The 18672-nt window shown below is 37.2% G+C and carries 20 protein-coding genes and 3 pseudogenes; 12 read left to right on the top strand and 11 right to left on the bottom strand.

Going from position 1 to position 18672, the window contains the following annotated elements:
- Positions 1 to 25 precede the first annotated feature (25 nt).
- Complete coding sequence (locus YN1551_RS00835) at positions 26 to 622, bottom strand: immunoglobulin domain-containing family protein (protein WP_012716775.1); 597 nt, start codon at positions 620 to 622, stop codon at positions 26 to 28.
- Between the two features lie 19 nt (positions 623 to 641).
- Positions 642 to 785 (bottom strand): hypothetical protein, encoded by a 144-nt coding sequence (locus tag YN1551_RS16920; protein WP_012953322.1) that lies wholly within the window; start codon positions 783 to 785, stop codon positions 642 to 644.
- A 111-nt stretch (positions 786 to 896) separates the two neighbouring features.
- Between YN1551_RS16920 and YN1551_RS00840 the strand changes: the two genes are divergently transcribed.
- From YN1551_RS00840 to YN1551_RS00850, 3 genes are read left to right on the top strand one after another with little or no spacing between them, the layout of a single operon-like run.
- A complete protein-coding gene (locus YN1551_RS00840; RefSeq protein ID WP_012716774.1) occupies positions 897 to 1826 on the top strand; it encodes a mechanosensitive ion channel family protein in 930 nt (309 codons plus the stop codon).
- A 27-nt stretch (positions 1827 to 1853) separates the two neighbouring features.
- On the top strand, positions 1854 to 3089 hold the full coding sequence (locus YN1551_RS00845) for an amidohydrolase family protein (protein ID WP_012716773.1): 1236 nt from the start codon (positions 1854 to 1856) through the stop codon (positions 3087 to 3089).
- Between the two features lie 33 nt (positions 3090 to 3122).
- Positions 3123 to 3749: a membrane protein gene (locus tag YN1551_RS00850; protein ID WP_012716991.1), complete on the top strand. Its 627-nt coding sequence runs from the start codon at positions 3123 to 3125 to the stop codon at positions 3747 to 3749.
- Between the two features lie 2 nt (positions 3750 to 3751).
- On the opposite strand, the gene YN1551_RS00855 is transcribed toward YN1551_RS00850, so the two are convergent.
- The 8 genes from YN1551_RS00855 to YN1551_RS00890 are packed head-to-tail and all read right to left on the bottom strand — an operon-like array spanning position 3752 to position 10611.
- Positions 3752 to 4666, bottom strand: a complete 915-nt coding sequence (locus YN1551_RS00855) for a fumarylacetoacetate hydrolase family protein (RefSeq protein WP_012716992.1) — start codon at positions 4664 to 4666, stop codon at positions 3752 to 3754.
- 30 nt (positions 4667 to 4696) lie between these two features.
- Positions 4697 to 6292, bottom strand: coding sequence for a thiamine pyrophosphate-binding protein (locus YN1551_RS00860; RefSeq protein WP_012716771.1), 1596 nt, complete (start codon positions 6290 to 6292; stop codon positions 4697 to 4699).
- Between the two features lie 25 nt (positions 6293 to 6317).
- Complete coding sequence (locus YN1551_RS00865) at positions 6318 to 7367, bottom strand: glycosyltransferase family 4 protein (RefSeq protein WP_012716770.1); 1050 nt, start codon at positions 7365 to 7367, stop codon at positions 6318 to 6320.
- 17 nt (positions 7368 to 7384) lie between these two features.
- Complete coding sequence (locus YN1551_RS00870; RefSeq protein ID WP_012714512.1) at positions 7385 to 7654, bottom strand: ferredoxin family protein; 270 nt, start codon at positions 7652 to 7654, stop codon at positions 7385 to 7387.
- On the bottom strand, positions 7651 to 8874 hold the full coding sequence (locus YN1551_RS00875) for an FAD-dependent oxidoreductase (RefSeq protein WP_012716769.1): 1224 nt from the start codon (positions 8872 to 8874) through the stop codon (positions 7651 to 7653). Before YN1551_RS00875 ends, YN1551_RS00870 begins: the two co-directional genes overlap by 4 nt.
- Positions 8875 to 8893: 19 nt before the next feature.
- The gene (locus YN1551_RS00880; RefSeq protein WP_012714510.1) at positions 8894 to 9250 is read right to left on the bottom strand and encodes a hypothetical protein; all 357 of its coding nucleotides are present in this window, start codon (positions 9248 to 9250) and stop codon (positions 8894 to 8896) included.
- A 28-nt stretch (positions 9251 to 9278) separates the two neighbouring features.
- A complete protein-coding gene (locus YN1551_RS00885) occupies positions 9279 to 9698 on the bottom strand; it encodes a universal stress protein (protein WP_012712458.1) in 420 nt (139 codons plus the stop codon).
- 34 nt (positions 9699 to 9732) lie between these two features.
- Complete coding sequence (locus YN1551_RS00890) at positions 9733 to 10611, bottom strand: aldo/keto reductase (protein ID WP_012716767.1); 879 nt, start codon at positions 10609 to 10611, stop codon at positions 9733 to 9735.
- A 101-nt stretch (positions 10612 to 10712) separates the two neighbouring features.
- Between YN1551_RS00890 and YN1551_RS00895 the strand changes: the two genes are divergently transcribed.
- Both YN1551_RS00895 and YN1551_RS15575 read left to right on the top strand, forming a co-directional pair.
- The gene (locus YN1551_RS00895; protein ID WP_012716766.1) at positions 10713 to 11750 is read left to right on the top strand and encodes a thiamine pyrophosphate-dependent dehydrogenase E1 component subunit alpha; all 1038 of its coding nucleotides are present in this window, start codon (positions 10713 to 10715) and stop codon (positions 11748 to 11750) included.
- Positions 11751 to 11976: 226 nt separating this feature from the next.
- Positions 11977 to 12132 (top strand): annotated as a pseudogene (locus YN1551_RS15575) (DUF4322 domain-containing protein); the annotation flags it as partial.
- Positions 12133 to 12404: 272 nt separating this feature from the next.
- Here the strand turns inward: YN1551_RS15575 and YN1551_RS00900 are convergent.
- Positions 12405 to 13643 (bottom strand): IS256-like element ISC1332 family transposase, encoded by a 1239-nt coding sequence (locus tag YN1551_RS00900; RefSeq protein WP_012716994.1) that lies wholly within the window; start codon positions 13641 to 13643, stop codon positions 12405 to 12407.
- Between the two features lie 42 nt (positions 13644 to 13685).
- Here YN1551_RS00900 and YN1551_RS00905 point away from each other — a divergent pair.
- The 7 genes and pseudogenes from YN1551_RS00905 to YN1551_RS00935 form a co-directional block, all read left to right on the top strand.
- A pseudogene (locus tag YN1551_RS00905) lies at positions 13686 to 14186 on the top strand (IS4 family transposase); the annotation flags it as partial.
- A gap of 169 nt (positions 14187 to 14355) precedes the next feature.
- A pseudogene (locus YN1551_RS00910) lies at positions 14356 to 15389 on the top strand (ISH3 family transposase).
- Positions 15390 to 15402: 13 nt separating this feature from the next.
- Positions 15403 to 16332 carry an alpha-ketoacid dehydrogenase subunit beta gene (locus tag YN1551_RS00915; RefSeq protein WP_238527861.1) on the top strand — a complete coding sequence of 310 codons (930 nt, stop codon included), beginning with the start codon at positions 15403 to 15405 and terminating at the stop codon, positions 16330 to 16332.
- A gap of 60 nt (positions 16333 to 16392) precedes the next feature.
- A complete protein-coding gene (locus YN1551_RS00920) occupies positions 16393 to 16680 on the top strand; it encodes an AbrB/MazE/SpoVT family DNA-binding domain-containing protein (protein ID WP_238527862.1) in 288 nt (95 codons plus the stop codon).
- 118 nt (positions 16681 to 16798) lie between these two features.
- On the top strand, positions 16799 to 16990 hold the full coding sequence (locus YN1551_RS00925) for a hypothetical protein (protein ID WP_012716763.1): 192 nt from the start codon (positions 16799 to 16801) through the stop codon (positions 16988 to 16990).
- A gap of 88 nt (positions 16991 to 17078) precedes the next feature.
- On the top strand, positions 17079 to 17663 hold the full coding sequence (locus YN1551_RS00930) for a DedA family protein (RefSeq protein WP_012716998.1): 585 nt from the start codon (positions 17079 to 17081) through the stop codon (positions 17661 to 17663).
- Positions 17664 to 17757: 94 nt separating this feature from the next.
- On the top strand, positions 17758 to 18375 hold the full coding sequence (locus tag YN1551_RS00935; protein ID WP_012716999.1) for a mechanosensitive ion channel domain-containing protein: 618 nt from the start codon (positions 17758 to 17760) through the stop codon (positions 18373 to 18375).
- The last annotated feature ends 297 nt before the right edge of the window (positions 18376 to 18672 follow it).

Here is an 18672-nt window from a genome sequence, read left to right on the forward strand (position 1 = left end):
CTCGCCATTTATGGCAGGGATGAAATCAGACATGACCTGGTACAGCATTTACGCGTCTTATTACCAGAAAGTAGTAGAATACTATCAACAACGCTATGTAGATGGCAATATCTATATAATAAGGTAGAGGTATTAGATAAACTAGTATTAATAATAACGGAATGAAATAAATTAGTCCCCTATATTTCGAAACCCTAGAAGTTCTGTATCTAGGATATGGCATTGCATTAGAGAAATTTGAGAGTAATACTAAGTAGACTATGATAATATATGGATCGTACGTATCATTAAGATATGCCTCTAAACCGTCTTGAATTCTCCTTATTTCACCCACCTCAGTGTTACTAGTGGTGAAGATTTTTACGCTATTCTCATACCCTCTCATGAACGCAACCAACTGTGGTCTGCTTACAATGAAATTGAACATACTATATTGTAGATTAAAGTTTTTAATTTCACCGATCTTAGAATTGTATTGATAAATATCATAAGTATTAAACCCTTTGCGTTTTAGCAGTAAATTATAGCTACCCTCAACTCTTATTTGGTTACCCTCAACCTTAACAGTACACAACGTTAAATCTTCTGAGCTTATTGTACCGTTAGAATATCTAAATATCATTAGACTCTACCAGTTATCCCTAGAATATTAGCTTTCTCATCTTCCTAGCGTAATTTAGGGCGTATTTTCTAGACAATAAATACTTCCTACTTTTAAGATAGAAGTAGTAAGCCTTGTAGACTCTCGGTAACCTAACATGGTAAAGACGAGATCTATAACCCATGTAGTGAAATAGTATTTAAGGATAATAAGGATTAGTTAACATTATAGGGAATGCTGATTTTTCCTATTACTAAACATAAGTGATATAAACGATTACTCAAAAGGTAATACTATGGCTTTAAACGAGAGAAGAGTGATAGCAATTATCTTAACAGTGATATTAGCTGGAATAGCAATTGGTGGAGGAATTTTCGTATTATCCAGCGTATTTAAAATAATTCCAAGTGATTATCTACTCTATATTTATGCTGGAATTTGGTTTATAGTAGCAGTTATCGTTTCATACTTCATAGGATCTCTCATAAGGAATAGGTTAGGAAATGTGATAGGGTACGATAATGCTAGTAGTGTTTCGTTTGTAGTTAGACTTATTGGGTATATTATAGCCTTTATAGGATTCTTTGTACTGGTGAGAGTGAGTTTAGGGGCAGCATTAGCAGCAGGCGGTTTCGCTGGATTGGTTTTAGGCTTAGCTTCACAAGATGTGCTTAGTAACATATTCGGTGGGATAATGCTAGTAATTTCTAGACCGTATAAGGTAGGAGATAGAGTGACAATATCAACGTGGCAATATGGTCTAATAGCCCCGACTTATCCTCCAAAGTTCTTCTCCAATGATTTCTTGATTCCAGGATATACTGGTACAGTCACGGACATATCCTTGCTTTATACTACAATATTTACTGATGAGCAAGTTCCAGTAAAAATACCAAATAGTATAACGATTCAGGCTGCAATCTTCCTTCATAACAGAGAGGAAAGAAGGAAGGTTAGAACTAAGTATGAAGTTTTCAAGGATATCGATCCTGACGTTCTAATAAACGTCCTTAAGGAAAAGATAAAAAAATTGGATTTCGTAATAGAAGAACCTTCAATTAAAGTTCTAGAAACTACATTAAATACATACATATTAGCAATCGATACGATATGTAAAACTACATACGAAGAACCCCCAAGAAGCGAAATATTGAAAGTTGTTATGAGGACAGTAAGAGAACTTCAAGCTAAGACCGCATCTAGTAGTGGAAACAATAATAGATAAAAAGTCTTGTTTTAACATTTTACCGAAATGATTACGATAAGGAATGCGAGACTATTAGACGGAAGGATTGTAGATATTGGAATAGAAGACGAGAGGATATCCTGCCTAGGTGAATGCAGAGGTAATGACGAATTAATAGACGCTGAAAAGAAATTAGTAATCCCACCATACTTTAACATGCACTTCCATTTGGACAGCGCTTTTACCAAAGCTGTGAATAGGAGTGGAACACTATGGGAAGGAATAAGGATATGGCAAGATATGAGGAATAGGATAAGCGAAGATGAAGTAATTAGAAATGCATTAACCGCGGTAAAGCTATTCGTAGCATACGGTACTCTTTGGACAAGGACACACGTTGATATTACTGAAAGATCCTTTAAACTATTGAGGGCAATTAATAAGGTTAAGGAGGAGAGTAAGGATATGGCAGATATTCAGATTACTGCATTCCCTCAAGATGGTATATTTACAGAGAAGGGCAATGACGAACTTCTTAGGAAAGCTTTAGAAAATGGCGTAGATAATGTTGGATTAATTCCTCATAATGAGATTACTAGAGAGGATGGGTTTAGGTCAATTAAATTCGCATTTGAATTAGCTAAGGATTACAATAAGGATGTTGATGGGCATATTGATGAGACTGACGATCCCAATTCAAGGTATTTGGAAGTTTTGTTAAAGGAAACCATCGAGAATAAATGGGAAGGGAGAGTTACCGCTGGTCACGCTACTGCAATGCACAGTTGGGATTCAGCATACAGGTTTAGGATATTGCCATATGTAGCTAAAGCCGGAATAACTGTTATACCGAATCCTTTGATAAATGTTGTTCTTCAAGGTAGGTTTGACGGATATCCTAAAAGGAGAGGAATGGCCCCCATAAAGGAAATGTTAAACGCCAATGTTAACGTGGCATTGGGTCATGATTGCATAATGGATCCTTGGTATCCTTTAGGAATAGGAAATATGTTACAAGTTCTCTTTATGGCTATTCATTTGGATCAAATGACGGGTTTTGAAGAGTTAATTTCCTCAATTAATTTGATAACTTTTAACGGGGCTAAGGCATGGAGAGTTAAAAATTATGGGATTGAAATTGGGAATGAGGCAAACTTGCTAGTAACTGATGCCGATGACGTCATAGATTTAATTCGTTTCATGTCACCTCCTAGATTTGTGATAAGGAGAGGAAATGTGATAGCTAAGGAGGGCAAATACGTTTTATTCAAAGGTAAGTGGGAAAAGGTAAAGGTTAAATAATAATTTTATAAACTTACCCGCGTGATCCAAACTATGGATGTAAGTGTTTTCCTTGCTGCATTAGGGATATCCCTTCTTGAACTAACTGAAGCTGGAGCAATAGCTGCAATATATCATAATATTTACAAAAACAATTTGCCATTCATTTACGCGGTATTAGGCGTTGCAGTTGTCCTAATACCAACCTTCACTGTGGGTAGGTTAATTTACTTGGTTCCATTAAATTATGTACTTTTAGCCTCTGCGGTAATTCTATTCTACTTCGGTTATAGATTAATAAGGAGTGCTAGGATGTCATTCAAAGGAATTAGAAAGAAAGGAGGAGAAGAAAAAGAAGAAGGGTTGTCAGTGGTGTTTACAGTTTCTGCAATTGAAGGATTTGAGGCAGCACTGGTCATATTAGCCCTTATACCTCAAAGCTACTCATCAGCATTAATAGGCGCTATACTAGCTTCATTTTTAGTAGTGATTCTAACAGCAATACTAAAATCACAAGTGGCTAGAATTAGATTACCTCATTTGAAGTTTGTTCTTTCAGCGTTACTCTTTAGCCTAGGTACCTTATGGATAAGTGAGGTTGTCTTCGATATACCAGACCTTATATTACCATTGTTCTTTCTAGCATATTTGGGGATAAATTACGCCATAATAAAGATATGATTTTATTCCTCTTTTACTAAATAATTCCTCAAGACACCTATCTTACTTATCTCAGCTTCAATTACATCTCCAGCTTTCAAAAATTTACCACTAGCTAATCCGACTCCGGGTGGAGTTCCAGTTGATATTACATCTCCAGGTTTAAGTGTTATACCATTTGATAAGTACTCAATTATTTCGTCAATCTTGAATATCATATCCTCAGCGTAAGCATCCTGCCTAACCTCGCCGTTAACCCTTAAGGTTAATCTCAATTCATAGGGGTTCGGTATTTCGTCCTTGGTAACTATCCATGGCCCCATTGGAGCCCCAGTGTCCATACCTTTACCGTGAACCCATCTCATACCGTAGGGCATTTCTGATGGAAATTGTTTATCCCTATAACTAATATCGTTAAATACTGTGTAACCAAATACGTAATCAGAGACTCTTTCCTTTCTTATATACTTCCCCTTTTTCCCAATTATAACTGCAAGCTCAACCTCGTAGTCAACCTTATTTGAAGCCTTTGGATATAATATTGGTTGATTATGGCCAATTAACGCATTTGAGAATTTGGTAAATATGTAAGGTTCCTTAGGTGGCTCATTGTTAGTCTCCTTACCATGAGCCTTGTAATTAACGGCTAATAGGAAGATCTTCTCTGGATTTGTAATTGGTGGGTAATAGAAGATCTTCTCTGGATCATAAGACACTTTATCCTCATTACCTCTCAAATTATCTAAAATAGTCTTTATCATTAACATTGAACCATCTCCACCTTCAATTAGATCCTTAGTATCGTAAAACCAATTTGGGGGCTTAGCATCATACAATAGTTCATAAGCCTTTACAAGGTCAATGACCTTATTGTTCTCATAAACGCCAACTCTCTTAAATTCATTAGGATTTGGAGAAAATAGTAGTATCTTAACCATAAGTAAAATACCTTATTTTATTATAAATAGCTATCTTTTCATTAACAATCTAGAAGGTATACTATTAGAATTAACGTGAACTCTCAGAATTGTTGGACTCTTAAGGGATAATACAACAGCTTCTTCTACACTTTTCTTAAGATCTTCCTTATTCTTTACCTCAATTACATTGACCCCGATTCCCTCCATAACCCTAGTGTAATCAATTTGAAATACATCAGTTGCAAAAGTATTCCCATATCTCATTTTCTGATTTAATCTTAGAAAGTGCTGTACTCCATCCTCTACTAATACTGTTAAGAAGTTAACCTTATATTGGACCGCAGTAATTAACTCGTTTAAACACCCTTGAAACCCTAGATCTCCTATAATACTTACTATTTGCCTCTCTGGAGACGCAATTTTGGCTCCTATGCCAGCTGGAATGGCTGATCCCATCGCGTTAAAGATAAGGGAATTAAAGTACGAATTAGGCCTATATACTTTTATATCCATTGCCATAACCTGATTGGTACCTGCGTCAGCAATTATAACTCTGTCCTCACTTAACATCTCATCTAAAACCTTGGCTAAGTAGTCATGAGTTATTCCGCTACTACTACTTTCTATATTGGTTTTTTCATCTACTTTATAGCTCCATTTGGGCAAATTAACCTTCTCAACTATCTCTTCTAGAAAAGCTTCAGCACTAGCCTTTATGGTAACTTCCGCATTAAAGGAGGTGTTAAATACATTTACGTCTGGATCCACGTGGAGTATCTTTCTTGGCAATTTAATACTCCATCTACTAGTTTCGAGATCGTTAAATGACGTTCCTATTGCTATGAGGCAATCTCCGGGTATTTCACTAAGGTTAAATATTGTTCCAGCATATAAAGGATGATTTTCCGGAATATTCCCTTTCCCTCTAATGGTAGTAAACACTGGAATTCCCAACCTCTCAATGTAACTTATGATGTTCGATCTTGATGCACCATAACCTAAAAGTAGAATTGGTTTTGAGCATTCGCTTAGGAAATTTAATGCTTCCCTTATTTCCTCTTTTGTAGGGTAGACTAATGTTCTATTAATCCTCTTACTAGCTTTATAATCTTCAATATTACTCTTCTCTTCTAGTAGATCAACCGGAACTTCAATGTAAACTGGCCCCATCTTGTCTTCTAGGGCTATTCTAAAAGCTCTTTCCATTACAATTGGAACGTCTTCTGGGGAGTAAATTCTAAAAGAAGCCTTAGTTGCTTGTCTGGCCATTTCCAATTGTAAGTCATAATACCCAGAATCGTGGAGTTGCTTCCTATGCCTATATTTAAATTCCTTATTTAGAGAGATTAGTACAAGAGGTGAACCTTCAGAATAGGCCTCAACTAGACCAGTCAAAGAATTAGTAAAGCCTGGACCATTAACTGACATGAAAATTCCAACATTTCCCTTTAATCTAGCATAATAATCTGCCATTATGGCTCCTCCATACTCTAATCTAGGCATGTAATATCTTATCTCCCCGCTACTTACTCTCTTTCTGAGCTCCTCATATAATGATAAACCATGAGTTCCTGGTATTCCAAATACGTCGGTTACTTGGGAAGAGATTGCGTCAATTAGAAGCTCAGATGTTGTTTTGCCCATAAATTACTATTATTATCCCTATAAATTAATCTGATGTTTTACGAACCAAGTAATTGTAATATTTCTCAGAACTCTTGTCCCAATCATAATTTAAAGATTCTTGATAACTGTTTTTCCATAGTTCCTTAATTCTATCCTCATTTCCTATTAAGTTATTTATTATCTTGCTCATCCTCTCAATATTCTTATATTCTACTATATAGCCATTTACGCCATTCCTTATAATTTCTGGCAAAGATCCCTTATCATAGGCAACTACTGGGGTTCCACACGCATTAGCCTCAACTGTGACCATGCTCCAACCCTCTATGAATGAAGTTACTATTACGATCCACGCTGACTGGTATAGTCTTATCTTGTCTTCCTCACTAACTCTTCCAAGATATTCACCATTAACACTCTTTATTTTCTCGATTACCTCTTTTTCTAGATCTCCTCCTCCTGCCATAATCAGTTTAGCCTTAACTCTCTTAGCTATCTCTATGGCATCTAATGGATTCTTATATTTCTTTAATCTTCCTATCCAAAGTATTAGTGGCTCACTTGCCTTATTGCCGGGTTTGTAAACGTTATGATCAATTCCATTATGAATAACCTCTATTCTATCCTCTCTAGCCTTTAACTTCTCCACTAAATCCCTTTTGGTAGTGTTAGAAACTGCAATAATACTCTTATAATTACTTACACTCCGCTCGGAAAAAGCTACAGCCCTAGCTATTATTGGGTTTAACTCGTATTTAACTACGTCTTGGTGAACGTGATGTACCAATGCAATTGCGTTCTTATTTACTAGGTAAGAATAGAATGGTACAGCGTGGGCTACACTATCGATAACAATCTTATGTTTCCTAGCTTCTACTGGCGCATAGAGGTGTAAGGTAAGTGAATTTCCCCTTCTTATTATCCTAATATTTTCAATCTCCTCTTCCTTGGGTAACCCTTTTACCTCTTCAGAAAGCCACGTTATATTAACTCCTTTCTTTACTAATCTTCTGGATATCTCGTAAATTACTTGTTCAGCCCCTCCAGCTTTATTGTGCCTTAAGTCCCTATGATTAATTATTAACAAATCCACAATTGGAAATGAAAAATCTATCCATATTTATAGCTTATACCTCCTTCTGGAAAGCGGAACTTTATGGCACCATAGGGGCATGCTACTAATGCTGCACCGCATTCCAAGCATCTCTCATAATGTACTATAATTCTCCCATCTGGGGAAGGTTCATAAGTTCCAGCGGGGCAAACTTTAGTGCAAGGCTTATCTTTACAAGTTAGACAGATATCAGTATTTACTTCTATATGAGTGGTCCTATCTACATTATACTTGTTTAATGATAATCTTTTTAGGATATCCATCATATAAATAACCTCATAAGATCAGATAACATCTTCGTAGTATTTACGTTTTCGCTTTTACTTTCTTGAAGCAAAACGTTTATTGGCCTCTCCTTTCCATCGCCAGTCACTGTAAATAACTTGCCTAGAACATTACAAATAACCTTAGGGTACTTAGTGAAAACTTCCTCCTCACTTAATACACTAAAAGACCTTAAAGCTGTTTTCATATCCTTTAGCACAAACGATTCTTTGAGCATCTCGTAATAGATATCAGTTCTACTATAATCGTTAAGCTCCTTGATCTTCTTGGCAGCCTTTCCAGCAATAATTCCAGAACCTATTGCCAAATCCATTCCTCTAATATTAAATCCGTCATTTATTAGAAATCCAGCTGCATCGCCTACTAAGATTAAATTCTTGTCATGAATCTTACCTATCTTATCATAACCGTAATATGGAATTAAGTGTGCGGAGTATTCGAGTATATTCCCGCTTAAGCCTAACGATTCCCTAAATCTTTCCACAATTTCATGTGATGGTATACTAGAATTATATAACGATTCAACTTTTATCGTAACACCTATGGATAATGTATCCTTATTTGTGTAGACGAAACCTCCTCCTTTCAAATTTCCTATTAACCCCATTATAGTTCTAGCCTCACCCTCATTTTCTGGTATCTCTGGTTTAATATCCAACACCTCTTTAACTCCTAACATTAAAGTTTTAGGTTCTAGTTTTTTAACTCCTAAGAATCTAGACACTGGAGCAGTAATTCCACCTGCATCTATAACCAAAGGTGCCTTAAGTTCACCTCTGTTTGTTTCTATTACCACGTAGTCTTTTTCCCGTCTAGCGTTGATTATGAGCGTAGTATAAGAAATCAATACTCCCTCATTTTCAGCCTCTTTAGCTAGCCATTGATCGAATTTAGCCCTTAATATAGTATAACTATTTTTAGTTTTATGTTGGAATGAAAAAGTGATTTTCTTTCCTTCCTCACAATAAATCTCATATGTTTCTTTAGTTACTGGTCTTTCTAAGGGTGCTCTCTCTAATGCATCTGGAAATAGTTGTGATAATGCGTGGACATACATTCTTCCTCCAGAAACGTTTTTACTTCCAGAATATTCTCCCCTTTCTAATACAATTGTAGACAATCCTTCTCTGTTCGCAGTAATTGCAGCAGAAAGTCCAGCTAATCCTCCCCCAACAATTACAATATCGGCGTCGAAGCTCACACTATTATATTTTGAAAGGTCATATATATGTGTTTGGCTTTCCTATATTTGCTTTTTTTATCATGTTCAATAATATCTCATTTCCATTACTAATTATGTAAAGTGTATGAAGTATTAATGCTTTTAATTTGTTCTCCCTACATACTCTCATATCTTCAATACTTTTCTTAACCACTTCCATAAAAGGGGAATCATCTCTATGTAAAAAGTCATTACTACTTCTGAATTCCTTTATCTCTTTCTCTATTTCAGCTAGCAAATCTATTATCTTATCTTGATTCTCATAATCCTTTGCTACTGATAGCAACTCATTACCAGCTTCAATCACGTTACCTTCATTAAGCTTATCAATAACCGCTACTAGCTTTCCAAACATAAAAAATAATTTGAATTCGCTCCCTTATTTACTTAACTACAATTACGGGAATCCTGGATTCTTGGACAATTTTATTCGATACACTCCCTAGGAATATGCGTTGAACCTTTGATAAACCTCTACTCCCAATTACTATTACATCGACTTGGTTATCTTTAGCAAACTCTAGAATAGAATGAGCTGGATCTCCCTCTAAAGTAATACCCTCTGTATCTACACCTTTGCTTTTAGCCTTTTCTATTGCTTTTTTAACATCTTTCTTAGCTTTCTCTTCTAAGCTCTTAGTAGCTTCTAATGGAGGTAATACCCCTGAATTATAAAACAATGTAAGGTCTATAACTTCTACTACAAATAGTCTAGCGGAAAATTTACTAGCCAATTCTATTGCGAAATCTAATGCTCTTTCAGCGTTCTCCGAACCATCATAGCCAACTAGGATTCTCTTCATAGATATTAACCAGATTACATGGATTTAAAATTAACTAGGACCAAGGTCTTATCGATTTCAGAGACGAGACGAATTTATCTAAAAAGTAACTCTTCTCTCTAAAATGCTCATCTATTTCCCTCCAATCTTCTTCCGACAATCTCCAGCCCATTGCACCAGCATTCTCCTCAACGTGGGGTATTTTGGAAGCCTTAACTATTGGTATTAAACTATTTCTACCAGTGATATACCAGTTTAAGGCTACTTGGGTAGCAGTCTTATTGTACCTCTTACCTATGCTTGCTAAGAATTCGTTTCTCGCCAATATTCCATTTTCCAATGGAGTATAAGCCATGTACATCAATCCATTTTTCTCTGCATAAGCTAAAGCTTTCCTCTCATCATCCCTATTTAGCAGGCTATAATGATTCTGAATTGCCACAATCTCGTATTTACTAACACACTCTCTAGCTCTCTCAATTTGATCTACATCGAAATTGCTTAGGCCAAAATACCTTATTACACCATCATCAACTAACTTCTCAAATGCACTTATTGTCTTACAAATGGGTACTCTTGAAGGGGAGTGAAGTAAATAAAGGTCGATGTATGTGCCTAGCCTTTTAGAACTATTTTTAGCTGACTTTATCACATTATCATATTCAGCATGGCTAGGCCAAACCTTGGAGACTATAAACAGCTCATCTCTATTAAATCTCTTAATTGCCTCACCTACTAATTCCTCAGCGTGACCATTTCCATACATTTCGGCAGTATCAATGAGCCTTATTCCTAGCTCAATTGCCTTACGAATCGCACTCACCCACTCGTTATCTCTATCATGAGAAGCGTACCAATAACCTCCTCCAATTCTCCAAGTTCCAAAAGCCAGTGACGATACGGTAAAGTATTTAAATTTCTTAACGTCCTCCATAAATATATCTTAAATTTGTACCTTTTAAAAATTGCTTCTTAATGTACATCATATCTAATATAGGAAGAAAAGGATATAAGTACATAATTTAATTTATTAATATGATAATAAAACCAGAACCCTCATTAAAGGACTTATCATATCTAATAGAAAGTTCTGGACTGAAACCGAGTGATCTACTCAATATGTATAGGAGAATGTTAACGATAAGGTATTTTGAGGAAACGATAAGAAAAATATATCATGAGGGGAAGAATCCCTTCAATATGGCTTCTGGTATAATTAGAGGGGAAATGCACTTATCCATAGGTCAAGAGGCAGTAGCTGTAGGTACATTATATAAAGTTAGGGATGAAGACGTCGTAGTGAGTACTCATAGACCTCATCATCATGCGATTGCGAAGGGCGTAGACGCAAACAAGCTAGTAGCTGAAATTTTAGGTAAGGTAACTGGACTTTGTAGAGGAAAAGGAGGACACATGCACTTGTTCGATAAAACTAAAAACTTTGCTTGTAGCGGTATTGTAGGGGCATCTTTTCCCCAAGCTGCTGGTGCTGCTTTCGCATTTAAATATTCTGGTAAGGATAACGTAGCTATAGCATTTGCAGGTGAAGGAGCAGCAAATCACGGCACTTTCGCTGAAACGTTAAATATAGCAAGTGCATGGGAACTACCATTAATATTAGTTATAGAGGACAATAAGTACGCTGATTCCACACCTAAATCCTTTGTAATGTCAACTACCTTTCACTATCAAAGGGGATTGACATATAACGTTCCGTCATATCTAGTTGATGGAATGGACGTAATAGATGTCTATTCAACTGCAAGGAAGGCGATTGAGAGGGCTAGAAAGGGTTTTGGGCCTACATTAATAGAAGCTCTAACGTATAGATATGTGGGACATTTTGAGGGAGATAGCGAGGAATATAGAACTAAAGAGGAAGTCGAGATGTGGAGTTCACTAGATCCCATAAGGAGATTGGAGAACCGAATATTACGTTTAAACTATGCAGATAACGAAATCCTAGCTAAATTAAGAGAAGAGGCTAGAAAGCAAGTTCAAGATGCAATAGATTTCGCCCTTAGAAGTCCCTATCCAGACCCTAATGAGGCATTAACGGGTGTCTTCGCATGAAAATAAGGGGAATTGCACAAGCGATTTCAGAAGCGATAAAGCAGGAAATGGAAAGAAATGACAGAATTGTGGTGTTCGGTAGACCCAAAATCGTATTATGAAAAATAATTCTAACAGAATAATATCGATTCATGATAGATAACAGGATTTATATGAGTATTAAGAATTCAATTGAAGAAAGGGTTTAAGATGAGGGAGATGTGGTATTACCACGTGACATAGGAAGATGGTAACACCCGGTCTCCCTCACCAAAACAACTTACAACAAATAGGATATAAATTACTTTCCATGCTGAACTTCAAGGGAAAGAAAGGGGAAGAGGTGGCGAGAACCCTCATCTCAGCGTGTTTATGGAACGATTCGGTGGAAAGCAAGTCGAGAGAGTGTCCCAAGTGCAAATAATTGAATAAATCTATGTAAAGGTTTATAGCTAATAATTCAAAAGATATCGTGAATTACTGAGAAATTTTGAATTTTCGCTTGAAGCAAAAAGTCGCGTAATATTTAAAGGGAACCGGGACGATGTAGTACCGATTCACATGAAGCCTTGGATAGAATACTACAACGGCCCGGTCCCCTATGAACATTTATCAGCAAGGCATAAAACAGGGGCTACTGGGTATAGTTGTGTAAGAAAATATGTAAGCAGAAGGTTAAAAGTCTTCATCAAGACTCACCTGGAACCTTGAAGCGTGGAGTTGTTTGAGATGATATGAGTAATGCCTTATCACCGACATGGGCCTGAACTTCCAACGCGAATTACTTTCATGGATCGAAACGTAGAGATAGACCTCCAAGGAGCGAAGAGAGGGAAAGTAACCTCCGAGCTCCTCCTCGAACCTAGCCAGGATCGAGTTGAAACTCTCCGACGTGTTATTAGTGTAGAGGTAGTGTCTAATCTCCCTGGGGAAGTTGAGAAAGGAACAATACTTGTCAGCAGCGTCAAGAAGCCTCTTGGCTCGGGCTGGAGAAAAGGGTTGGACAAGTTGGCTGAGGGACAATATAGCCTTCCTTCCCTCCTCCACCTTCCTGGAGGACTTTAGATCCCTAACTCTAATCATTAGTTCCTCCTTGTCTGGGAGGACCCTCATGAGGTTCCTAACCATGTGTGTTATACAGAGCTGGTGTTGAGAGGAGGGAAAGAGCGTGGACACGACGCGATCGAGTCCAGAGAAGTCATCGCTCACGATTACGTCAACCCTGCTGACTCCCCTGCTTACGAGTCCGCTCAAGAAGGACTTCCAACCGTCCAAGTCCTCCCTATCCCTAACTTCGTAGTCCAAGACGAACTTATTCCCTTCTAAGTCAACTCCTATGGCAATGTAAATGGCTCTCTCCATGATCGACTCGCTGATTCTGACCTTTACGATCTTCACATCGATGTAAAGGGCTAGGAGATCGTGAGGTAGTTCGCGGCTCTTGTATTCCTTGAGTTTGTTGGATATTCTCTCGGCAACCCGATTCATTACGATCTCACTATACGGTATTCCCTTGGCTGCTAACACGGCCTTGACTTGACTTGGAGTCATGCCTGATAGAACGAGCTGCTGGAGGAAGTCCTCGTAATCTGGGCTGGTCCTCTCGTACTTCTCCGGAAGGATCTTGGGTCTGAAGCCACCCTTTCTGGTTCTCGGTACTCTGAGTCTTAATACTCCGTCTCCGGTTCCCAGATATCTGAAGTAGGTCCCGTTCTTGTGGTCGTCCTCAACTTCTAGGTAGGCTTCCCTCTCTTCCATCATGGCCTCTTGCAAGATTATCTCCTCTATTTCCCTTAGGCTAACTCCTTCTTTGATTGCCTTTCTTATCTTTTCTCTTATTTCTTCCATTACCTTCATGGTATTACTCTCCCTTATGGTATTACCCCTTCCGGGGTTATTTTTACTTTTTGTCATTATTTTTCACCTTTTGCTACCACAACTATAACTGGTAGCCCCTTCATTTCACAGTTTAAGTATATAGTTGCTGTGCCTGTTGGGGATGTTAAGGTGTTTGAGGAGTTTGACGGGGATTACACAACTAATAGTAAGAGGCATAGGAGGGATGAGCAGGTCAAGTTCAGGCTTCTCGTGTACAGCAAGGAAGAAGTGAGGAGAAAGAGTCTTGTTTATTTTGCTAGGGCTACTAATCTAGACCTATCCAAGAGGGAAGTGTTGGATTTGTATAATAAGGTAAGGGGTCCCATAGAGACCTCTTATAGGAACATTAAGGCTTTTCTTCCATTTACTGGTTCTACTAAGTTTGTTTTTCGCACGTTGATCTTCGTGCTGGCCGTGGCCTTCTACTCCCTGTACACCGTGTTCAAGGGGGAGGTGGGGAGAGAGGAGTTTAGATTATTATTAATTCTTTTATTTCCTGATTTATTCAATCCAGAGAATTTTACATTTAATGTAATTGAAACACTTATTTACACTATAGATTTATTTTTAAGGAGGTGATTTTGGGTCTACCGTGTTCGGTAGACCCAAAATCATATTAGAAAAAATATTTCTAGTAGGATAATATCGAATTTATAAAAGATAAAGAAATTTATAAGAGTATAAAGAATTCAATTGAAGAAAGGGTTTAAGGTGAGGGAGATGTGGTATTACCACGTGAGTAAGTGAGATGGTAACACCCGGTCTCCCTCACCAAACATTCAACAAATAGGATATAAATTACTTTCCATGTTGAACTTCCAAGGGGAAAAGGTAGAGAAGGTAGCGAAAACTCTCATCCCCGCGTGTTTGTGGAACGACTCTGTAGAGAACAAGTCCAGAGCGTATGACGTATCCCCACAGACCGTGAGGAATTACGTAGTGAAACAAGGGATGGAAGTGATTGAAAAGCTATTGGAAAGAGCTAGGAAAATATCCTTGGAGATATTAAAGGGGGTAAAGGAGATAGATCTTTCAATAGACTGGACAACCAAGACGTGGTATGGGAAACCAGTGAAAGGGAGCTCTGAAAAAGGAAACTCGTGGAACTACGCAACAACCAAGTATAAGGGGAAAGTACTTTTACTTGCCTTTATTCCGCAAGTGAACGGTATGACTAAGGACGAGATAGTGAAGGTTCTTGTGGAGCAAGTAATGGCAATGGGATTCAAGATAAGGTTGATGACTCTTGACGCTGGTTTCTACACAGTTGATGTGCTCAATTTCATTTCACAGTTTAAGTATATAGTTGCTGTGCCTGTTGGGGATGTTAAGGTTTATGAGGAGTTTGACGGAGAGTATATGACAAATAGTAAGAGGCATAGGAGGGATGGGCAGGTCAAGTTCAGGCTCCTCGTGTACAGCAAGGAAAAAGTGAGGAGAAAGAGTCTTGTTTATTTTGCTAGGGCTACTAATCTAGACCTATCCAAGAGGGAAGTGTTGGATTTGTACAATAAGGTAAGAGGTCCCATAGAGACCTCTTATAGGAACATTAAGGCTTTTCTTCCATTTACTGGTTCTACTAAGTTTGTTTTTCGCACGTTGATCTTCGTGCTGGCCCTTGTACTCTACTCCTTATATACCATATTCAAGGGGGAGGTGGGGAGAGAGGAGTTTAGATTATTATTAATTCTTTTATTTCCTGATTTATTCAATCCAGAGAATTTTACATTTAATATAATTGAAACACTTATTTACACTATAGATTTATTTTTAAGGAGGTGATTTTGGGTCTACCGTGTTAGGAGAGGACGTAACGTATTGGGGGGCAGTGTTTGGATTTACAATGGGTTTATTTGAGAAGTTCGATAGAAAAAGGGTTTTCGACACGCCAATAGCAGAGCAAACTTTTATGGGAATGGCAGTAGGCGCAGCAGCTGCTGGCTTACATCCAGTAGTTTCCTTGATGTTCGTTGATTTCTTAGGAGCTGGATTCGATCAAATGTACAACCATATGGCCAAAAATTACTATATGAGTGGTGGACAATTCCCAATGCCAGTAACTATAATAACAGCAATAGGAGGAGGGTATGGAGATTCATCTCAGCATTCTCAAGTGTTATACAGTTTGTTTGCCCACTTACCTGGATTTAAGGTTGTAGTACCATCAACGCCATACGATGCTAAAGGTTTAGTAACTAAGGCGTTAAGGGATCCAAATCCCATCGTAGTGTTTGGGCATAAATTATTAACTGGATTACCGTTCTTACCCTTTGAGGGTACAGAGGAGGAAGTCCCAGATGAGCCTTATGAGGTTGAGTTTGGTAAGGCTGCTTTAAGAAGAGAAGGTAATGACTTAACAATAATTTCCGCAGGATTAATGGTTCATAGGAGTTTGAGGGCTGCTGAAATGCTTCAACAGGATGGAATTTCGGCTGAGGTAATTGATTTAAGAACATTAATACCTTTAGATGAGGAGACTATAGTTAAGTCTGCAAAGAAAACTGGAAGGGTTTTGATAGTGGATGAGGATTATATGAGTTATGGAATGACGGGAGAAGTAGCGTTTAGAATCCAAGCTAAAGCATTAAAGGACCTTAAGGTACCAATTGGTAGGTTAGCAGTTCCAGATGTTCCAATACCCTTCTCTGAACCATTAGAGAACGCTGTAATACCTAGTATTAAGAGAATATATAATGAGGCGAGGAAGTTATATCAGGGAAGTTAACGTTAATCATTCTTTTTCTTTTAAAAAACTTTTATAGTATTAAGTTCAATATAAATAGTAGTGGGAAAGCAAGTGCTATCATATGAGTATATATTAAGAGTAGATGAAAAGGGAAGGATTATGATTCCAAAAGAAGTAAGGGATAAGCTAAAGATTTTCAATTCAGTTAGACTAATTGTAAATGAGAGTGGTGAAATTATTATAAAGAAAATGGAGAGAAATATAGAGAAATATGCTGGATATTTTAGAGTTGACTGGAGTAAACTTGCAGGAATGGATATCGATAAAATATTGGATGAGGCGTTGAGAGAGAGGAGTGAAAAGTGGTTAAGAGATATTTTGACGTGAACGTTTTCTTATATTTTCTAACTAATCATCCTAATTATTTTCAAAGGGCAAAAGAATGGTTTCAAAATACAAATGAAATTTACACAGGAGAAATTACCATTATCAATTAATTGTAATATTGAAAAAGCTAACAGGTAAAAGCGATGAGGAAATATTAAACGTGTTATCTTCTTTCTTCCGAGACGCCGAAATAAATTTAGATCACTTAGAGACTAGTGATTTGGAAAAGGTAAGAGAAATCGTGGAAAAGTTCAAATTGGACTTTGAAGACGCAATACATTTCTTTTATCGCAAAAGATTGGTGAGTTAATTAGCAATGATAGGAATATGCAAAGAATTGGCGCTAGATTCTAGCCATGATGAAAAATAATTTAATTTTGATTTCACGTTAATAATAGATGATTTACGTATTTAAAGGCTTATCGGGTTACATTATCCTTTTTCTCCTCATGATTGGTGAGGGATTAGGACTGCCTTTACCTAGTGAAGTTATAATGCCGTTGGTAGGTTATTATTCATACTTGGGTAGTATATCCTTATATATAGCTATAATAGTAGGTACTTTGGGTAGTCTAGTTGGCTCTATAATAGCATACGTAATAGGTTATAATCTAGGCTTACCATTCCTAAAGAGATATGGGAAGTACATTTTAATAGATGAGGGTAAAATAGAGGCGTTACATAATTGGTTTTTGAGATATGGTGATATTGCTGTATTTGGATTTAGGTTCGTACCGGGATTGAGGGCTCTCATATCGTATCCTGCGGGGATAGGGCAAATGAAAATTCCTAAATTTCTAGGATTTACTTTTTTGGGGCACACTATTTGGGACATTGTGCTTTCCCTAGTAGGTTACGAGTTAGCTAACCAGATTAATTTTGTTGTAACACTAGCTGAGAAATTTGGGAACTATATACTAATCGTTGTAGTTATAATAATTGTAATTTATATTCTGGTAAGAGTATTACGCAATAGACAGTAAACTTAAATTATTTTAATTTATTAATAAATTAAGTTAATCTTTTACATAAAAGTTTTTATATATGTTCCTATAAGTTAATTGTTAGGTGATAAATATGGCGAAATCTACTACCACAAAGGTTGGAAGTGCAATAGGAAGAACGATAGTTTATATAATTCTTTATGTCACTGTAAGCGCGATAGTTAAGTTCCTAATTGAGGTGTTATTACCATCAGTTCACTTAAACGCCGTGAGTTATGAATCGTACATACAGATATTATTGGCACTGGCATTTGGTTACCTAATTGTCTCCGGAATTTCTCTAATATTCTATTATTCCCTATTGCCAAAGTACGGTCATCCAACAGCTACTGCGGTAAGGAATGTTATGAGAATTATTGGAATTGGGGCACTAGTAGCTGCGATAGCAGGTGCAGTAGCTGGTGGAGCAGCCGGTGTTGCATTGGGCGGTTTCATAGGTATAGTAATAGGCTTTGCATCACAACAAGTATTGGGTCAAGCAGTCGCTGGAATGTTCCTATTAATAGCTAGACCGTTTAAGATAAATGATAATGTTAATCTAGTGGGCGAAGATGGAATAGTTGAGGATGTTAGTACGTTATTTACGACTGTCATAAAATCGGATGGGACTAAGGTACTCATACCCAATAACGCCATAATAGGGAATAAGATTTATTTGAAACCTGTTCAACAACAGCAAAAGAGTTCTTAGTTTAAAACTTGGAAAAATAATTTTTCTCAATTTTAGTATCTTTTGTATTATAATTCCCTCTATTATTGAAACTACTATTTTAGCTTTCATGAAACCGTAGAACAGATCATCAGTTATATTGCAGTTTAAAAGGAGTCGTAGCGGGATTTGAACTCGGGACCTCTGCCCTTACCAGGACTTATGTAGTTACATTCCTTCATTCTATACAACATGTTCATGTTACACCTGAGTATATTTAAACCATAAACGCCATTGTATAACATTAGTAAAATAACTCATATAATTTGTTATTACTCA

The organism is Sulfolobus islandicus Y.N.15.51 (assembly GCF_000022485.1).
Classification (GTDB): domain Archaea; phylum Thermoproteota; class Thermoprotei_A; order Sulfolobales; family Sulfolobaceae; genus Saccharolobus; species Saccharolobus islandicus.

What these genes read in the sequence shown, in the direction of transcription:
- YN1551_RS00885 (WP_012712458.1), bottom strand. Translation starts at nt 9,698, where the DNA reads ATGAAGAGAATCCTAGTTGGCTATGATGGTTCGGAGAACGCTGAAAGA.
- YN1551_RS00895 (WP_012716766.1), top strand. Translation starts at nt 10,713, where the DNA reads ATGATAATAAAACCAGAACCCTCATTAAAGGACTTATCATATCTAATA.
- YN1551_RS16920 (WP_012953322.1), bottom strand. Translation starts at nt 785, where the DNA reads ATGGGTTATAGATCTCGTCTTTACCATGTTAGGTTACCGAGAGTCTAC.
- YN1551_RS00890 (WP_012716767.1), bottom strand. Translation starts at nt 10,611, where the DNA reads ATGGAGGACGTTAAGAAATTTAAATACTTTACCGTATCGTCACTGGCT.
- YN1551_RS00860 (WP_012716771.1), bottom strand. Translation starts at nt 6,292, where the DNA reads ATGGGCAAAACAACATCTGAGCTTCTAATTGACGCAATCTCTTCCCAA.
- YN1551_RS00855 (WP_012716992.1), bottom strand. Translation starts at nt 4,666, where the DNA reads ATGGTTAAGATACTACTATTTTCTCCAAATCCTAATGAATTTAAGAGA.
- YN1551_RS00900 (WP_012716994.1), bottom strand. Translation starts at nt 13,643, where the DNA reads ATGACAAAAAGTAAAAATAACCCCGGAAGGGGTAATACCATAAGGGAG.
- YN1551_RS00845 (WP_012716773.1), top strand. Translation starts at nt 1,854, where the DNA reads ATGATTACGATAAGGAATGCGAGACTATTAGACGGAAGGATTGTAGAT.
- YN1551_RS00840 (WP_012716774.1), top strand. Translation starts at nt 897, where the DNA reads ATGGCTTTAAACGAGAGAAGAGTGATAGCAATTATCTTAACAGTGATA.
- YN1551_RS00880 (WP_012714510.1), bottom strand. Translation starts at nt 9,250, where the DNA reads ATGTTTGGAAAGCTAGTAGCGGTTATTGATAAGCTTAATGAAGGTAAC.
- YN1551_RS00930 (WP_012716998.1), top strand. Translation starts at nt 17,079, where the DNA reads ATGATTTACGTATTTAAAGGCTTATCGGGTTACATTATCCTTTTTCTC.
- YN1551_RS00935 (WP_012716999.1), top strand. Translation starts at nt 17,758, where the DNA reads ATGGCGAAATCTACTACCACAAAGGTTGGAAGTGCAATAGGAAGAACG.
- YN1551_RS00850 (WP_012716991.1), top strand. Translation starts at nt 3,123, where the DNA reads ATGGATGTAAGTGTTTTCCTTGCTGCATTAGGGATATCCCTTCTTGAA.
- YN1551_RS00835 (WP_012716775.1), bottom strand. Translation starts at nt 622, where the DNA reads ATGATATTTAGATATTCTAACGGTACAATAAGCTCAGAAGATTTAACG.
- YN1551_RS00870 (WP_012714512.1), bottom strand. Translation starts at nt 7,654, where the DNA reads ATGATGGATATCCTAAAAAGATTATCATTAAACAAGTATAATGTAGAT.